5 protein-coding genes are annotated in these 5,170 nt (G+C 44.3%); 1 reads left to right on the top strand and 4 read right to left on the bottom strand.

Annotation, left to right across the window (positions count from 1 at the left end; genetic code table 11):
* Nucleotides 1–276 precede the first annotated feature (276 nt).
* The 4 genes from WC647_19915 to WC647_19900 form a co-directional block, all read right to left on the bottom strand.
* A complete protein-coding gene (locus WC647_19915; protein ID MFA6224572.1) occupies nucleotides 277–558 on the bottom strand; it encodes a BrnA antitoxin family protein in 282 nt (93 codons plus the stop codon).
* Nucleotides 559–685: 127 nt separating this feature from the next.
* The gene (locus tag WC647_19910) at nucleotides 686–946 is read right to left on the bottom strand and encodes a hypothetical protein (protein MFA6224571.1); all 261 of its coding nucleotides are present in this window, start codon (nucleotides 944–946) and stop codon (nucleotides 686–688) included.
* A gap of 153 nt (nucleotides 947–1,099) precedes the next feature.
* Nucleotides 1,100–2,314, bottom strand: a complete 1,215-nt coding sequence (locus WC647_19905; protein ID MFA6224570.1) for an O-antigen ligase family protein — start codon at nucleotides 2,312–2,314, stop codon at nucleotides 1,100–1,102.
* Between the two features lie 69 nt (nucleotides 2,315–2,383).
* Entirely contained in the window at nucleotides 2,384–3,862 is a 1,479-nt protein-coding gene (locus WC647_19900) for an MraY family glycosyltransferase (protein ID MFA6224569.1), read from the bottom strand.
* Between the two features lie 144 nt (nucleotides 3,863–4,006).
* Here WC647_19900 and WC647_19895 point away from each other — a divergent pair, with 144 nt between their 5' ends.
* A complete protein-coding gene (locus WC647_19895) occupies nucleotides 4,007–4,861 on the top strand; it encodes an ATP-binding protein (GenBank protein ID MFA6224568.1) in 855 nt (284 codons plus the stop codon).
* Nucleotides 4,862–5,170: the final 309 nt, after the last annotated feature.

Below are 5,170 nucleotides of genomic sequence, written 5' to 3'. Positions count from 1 at the left end.
TAGCTTTGAACGCTGTCCCGTGATTCTTTCTACTTCCTTTAGCCATTTTTACTGCTCCTTCTGTTTTGATTAATTTAGAGCAGCTCTTGCACCTAAGCCAATGTCCTTTTTTCCTGGACCATTACTAAATGTCTGAGTACACTTGTGATCCCCAACAAAATAGATTTGTTCGAAATGACAAACAACCCCCACGGTTCATTTGGCCTTTAGCGGTTGGGATATCCGTGAGAAAAAGCAGGGTTTAGCAACTCCGTTTCCGTGACGAAACGAAAAGACCTAATCGGAATGTGCCAGTTCTTCCCTCACAATTCGGCGGAGTACTGTCTCAATCTCTTCCTGGCGCATCGCCTGTTTAAGCGTCTCGTTGATCAGCGTCTGATACCCTCGCTGACCGGCCTTGAGCTTGAAGAAGGCAATTACTCCCGTGTCAATCATGATATTGGCCCTTTGCTTACGAGGGACATCCTGAAGGTTGACTCGGAACCGGGAGCTGTCAAGATCAGCCTGCGTGACCATGGGCGCATCGTCAGAGATTTTCGAAGAAGATTTCTTGTTCATTTTTTATACACATCGGTAAAATCAATGCCGTGTTTCTTGATATTAGCGATACGTTTCCGTTCATTCCAAGTGAATCGCATGAGTCTATTATACACATAATTATACGCGTTACAAGACGATGTATTAACTACACATAATAAACAAAATCATCTTCAGCCCTGGTAAACACCGTGTAGCCGATGGTCAGCGTCACCACTGCCAGCAGAACGCTCATCAGAATTATGCCGAGGCTCGGGAGCGTCCCGTTATAAGGAAATCTGAATATCGTTGAAGAAACTACCGTATATACCGCTTTCATAATAATAGGGTTCAGCATGGTCCACATGAATCCCAGCATAGAGCGCTTGTATCGCACGGTTAGTTCACGGTAGACAAGATTTAAAATCATGTCTCTGGATTCAATCAGGATCTTGATAGAAGCCCCCCCATTATTTACGCTTAATTATATTATATGATTATAAGACGCTAACTTTACAGGATTACTTTAACCAAGTCAACGTAACGGCATTTATACAAAATTCCATTAAGAAAGTCCAGAAAGTTATTTGGGATCGGGCGGGCTAAAAAGAACCATTCCCAACAAAATGTGAAGAAACCAACTAATTTGGGGGAGATAAGGACCATCAAAGACTTGAAAGTGGACAAAAGAACCTATGATGGCAAGGAGGAGGGCTAGAGGAGCGGGAATATAATGTAGGGGAGGGCGCCAGGCTAGACGCGCTAGTCTCCAGAGCAGGCAGAATAACGCTGACAAATACAGGATCACGAACGGAAACCCTAAATCCGCCAGGAGAGTAAAGATGGTGTTCTCAGAGGTTCGCACGTTATCCGACCATTCCCGAAATGTGTCCTTGGTTGAAAAAGGATATTTGATGTCGTAATCATTGACAAATCCTGCCCTCGGGCTTGATGGGCCTATTCCTAGAAGTGGATGCTTTATTGCTAAATAGGTAGAGAAGAAAATATTCTCTATTCGATAGGCTACAGATTGGGATTCCTTGGCATTTTTTTGTGAATGCCAAAAGAAAAGTGTACTGGCCCCTAACAAACAGATCAGCAGAATTGCGAAAAAAGGTATGAGTATTTTTTTTGTCTTCTTGATAAAAAATATCGCCAAAAAGCTCAATCCAAAAGGGATAACGAGGCCGGTTCTAACCGTCCCATAATAATCCAGCGCCACGAGGCAGCAATATGTGACAATTAACGATACAACCCCAGTCAGGAAAACTGAGAATGAAGTCCCGAACAAGAAACTAATCGGGGCAAAGGAGAGTATTAAAATTCTCGAAACTACCTGATGAGCCCCGGAATCTATGAACTGATAAACATTGCCGCCTGTGAGAATACCCGCGAATGTCAGGAATATTATGCAGAACAACAACACGAGGCAGACCCTCTGAAAAAAAAGGCGACTTTCAACGTTGTTAAGTAATAGCCTGGAAGTCCAGTATCCACCAAGCATTGAAGAAATGATTACAAAAGACCGGGCGAAAGACACCCCAGGGGTAGCGCTCAACGCAGAACTCGCAAAAGCCAAAGAAGCCAGCGTTACTGAAATAACAACTTCTGATAACCTGACGCTATTTCCCCTGATTTTAAGAATCGTCAGAGCTGAAATAAATGCGACACAACATAGAACGCCTGAAAATAAATTGGCCCTTTCTCCAGGAATCAGGCTTATATCTGGAAAAAGAAAAGCCTGCTGAACACAGGCGATAATAAAAAATAACCATACTAAATATTTGCTAAAAGACACACCCTGTCTCCAAATTGGCGCATGGGGCATGACACAATTGCCCCCCAGTAATTCGTGCTTTTATATCAATTATTCCACGTGATTTATGGTCTTCTCCCTGATGAGCAACGCATTTTTGCATTCTAACTGATTCAGGAACCTATGCCAAACTAATTCGAGATACTTCTGATAGGTCCGATCATCATGAGTCGGCACTGTCCACATTATCGTTACGTCACAATCCTTGAAAACTCTACACTCGTTCAGCCTTGGCGTATCGAGATGAACCTTTTGATTCTTGTTCCAAACACACCTTTTGGATCCATTCGAGTTAACCTCGACTGCGTCAAAATCCAGGTCACGAACACCTGATTCCAACAAAAAAATGAGTTCATCCACACATTTTGCTCTCTCAACTCTCAATTCCATGTAAGAATTAAATGTAGACAAAAATTGAAAATCGTGACGATTCTTCAAGACGCTGGTGAGTCTGTCTATCCGGTATAGTTTGAGGACAATAGCCATTGTCGCGATAAGAGCCAGTACCGTAACAGCGCCGATAATGGACGTTAGCCTGGATTCGGGCGTTATGGTAATCAGCAAGGTCAAAAGGCAAAAAAGAGCGCTAAAAACATAAAATATTCCTACCACGAGCCTTGGCCGCTTGAACATTTCCATGAAGCGATGGTGTATATGGTCTGAATCAGGCAGGAAGATCTTTCTCCCACTGATCCAGCGGCGAGCTATAGCTAAGAAAACGTCTATTAGGGCGATGGCAAATGGTAGAAGCAAAGCTAACATTGTTGTTAGAGTCGCATAACGCTGGCCTGGCGCCTTTACGATGTTACTTGTCGCCAGAACGCTTAATATGAATCCCAAGGAAAGGCTGCCTGAATCGCCCATGAAAATTGACGCAGGCGGAAAATTATATCTTAAAAAAGCCAACAGGCTTCCCGAAATTGTGAACGCTATGGACGCGATCAGGAAATCGCTTCTAAAAATAGCGAACACCCCGCACGTGATCGCTGCAAAGAAACAGACCCCACCCGCCAATCCGTCCATTCCATCGATCAAATTTACGGCGTTGGTTATGAGAAGCACGATAAATCCGAGTAGTGGATACCCAAGAGGTCCGAAATCTAAAGGACCGTAAAATGGAATGTCCACCGAACCAATCGTATGTCCCCCCAGCAACACGATTCCTATACCCAGAATCTGACCGAGAAGTTTTTTTCTCCAGCCAAGATTTACCCGGTCGTCGATAATCCCCAGGCTCAATATCCAGACTGAGCCTATAAACAAAGACACGAACTTTGCAGTCTCCGTTCTAGTGACCCAGATTGATCCGGAAGTTACAAGATAGCCAAAAAGGACGAACAGAAGGACTTGAGGCGCAAAGATAGCTAAGCCGCCTAGCGCCGGAATTGGCCCCGTATGGATCTTTCTAACCCCGGGGTAAGACACAAAACCATGCGCAAAAGCCAGCTTCTTGGTGACAGGTATTAAACAGTAGGTCAGGATAAAACCAAGGACGGCTAGTAAGGCTAGATATTCACTTTGTATGGGCAAATCCGCCCCCAGAGACTCACTTCAAATGTAATAATTAGTGTTATTGTATCAGAAATTTCCCGATTTTAATACAATTTGCAGGGGATCGGATATAAATGGTATATCTGTTAAAACGTAGTAATAATAACCGATATAGTAGTTACAATGCTGAATCTCTCACAAGATAAAATCATCGAAATCCTTTTGGATGTTAATTTCTGGCAGGAGGATCGCTTCTGCGGCGTTGAACGTGGACCATACCTGGAGAGGATTTTTCGTCTCGCTCAGGACGGACTGGCGGTCACCCTTGTTGGTCCAAGGCGGAGTGGAAAATCAACGATCATGAACCAGTTGATCCGGCGTCTGATCGCTCAAGGTGTTCCTCGAAAGAACACGCTTTACATCAACTTTGAAGATCCCCGTTTCTTTGGCGAACTCACCCCGGAATTCATGAACCGTGTGTTGAACGCCTATTTGACATTCCTTAAACCGGAAGGGAAAACCTATATCTTTCTGGACGAGGTTCAGAATGTGATTGCATGGGAGCGGTTTGTTCGCCAGATGATCGATAAAGGCGGGCGACAGATATTTATCACAGGCTCTTCGTCGAAACTGCTGAGCCGTGAGTTGGGAACTTTATTGACGGGCCGTCATCTCGATGTTGCGATCTATCCTCTCAATTTCACCGAATTTCTGTCTTTTAATGGAATGACCTATGGCGACCGTCTCGACATGATCAGCCGCCAAGACGAGATCCGTGGCAAAATTAGGGAGTTTATGCAATGGGGTGGATTTCCCGCTGTCGTCCTGGGATTGAACAAACAGGAGATTCTTCTCGGTTATGCCGGAGATATTCTGGTCCGCGATATTGTTGAGCGTTACAGTATTGCAAAGGTGGATAATCTACGGACGCTTTACAAATATTATATGACCAATTCAGCGTCGCTCATATCCTACAACAGTGTCAAAAACTTTTTAACATTCCGGTGGATACCGTCGAGCGATGGTCGGAGTATTTGAATCAGGCCTTTCTTTTCTTTTTCGTCAGGCGTTTTTCTTATTCACTGAAGGATCATGAAAAAAATCCCCGGAAAGTATACTGCATCGACACTGGTATCCGGAACGCTGTCTCCTTCCGATTCGCAGAAGACCTAGGTAAGCTTCTGGAAAACCTGGTCTTTATGAAATTCCTGCATGAAGGGAGCAATGGTCTAGCGAATTAGGACAGTTGAACGCGACTTTTAAGTGCAAGCTGCTTGTTCATGCCGCTGCTCTCTGTTGGGGTGGGTAACCCCAGTAAACTTCATAAGGTGTTCTTCTGTCAAGGCT

It is taken from the genome of Desulfomonilaceae bacterium, assembly GCA_041662605.1.
In the GTDB taxonomy this organism is placed as follows: Bacteria; Desulfobacterota; Desulfomonilia; order Desulfomonilales; family Desulfomonilaceae; genus CAJBEZ01.
Note: the sequence above shows the minus strand (reverse complement) of the source record. Positions and strands in the feature narration are given on the sequence as shown.

Coding starts and splice junctions, on each gene's coding strand:
- WC647_19895 (MFA6224568.1), top strand. CDS start 4,007: ATGCTGAATCTCTCACAAGATAAAATCATCGAAATCCTTTTGGATGTT.
- WC647_19910 (MFA6224571.1), bottom strand. CDS start 946: ATGATTTTAAATCTTGTCTACCGTGAACTAACCGTGCGATACAAGCGC.
- WC647_19915 (MFA6224572.1), bottom strand. CDS start 558: ATGAACAAGAAATCTTCTTCGAAAATCTCTGACGATGCGCCCATGGTC.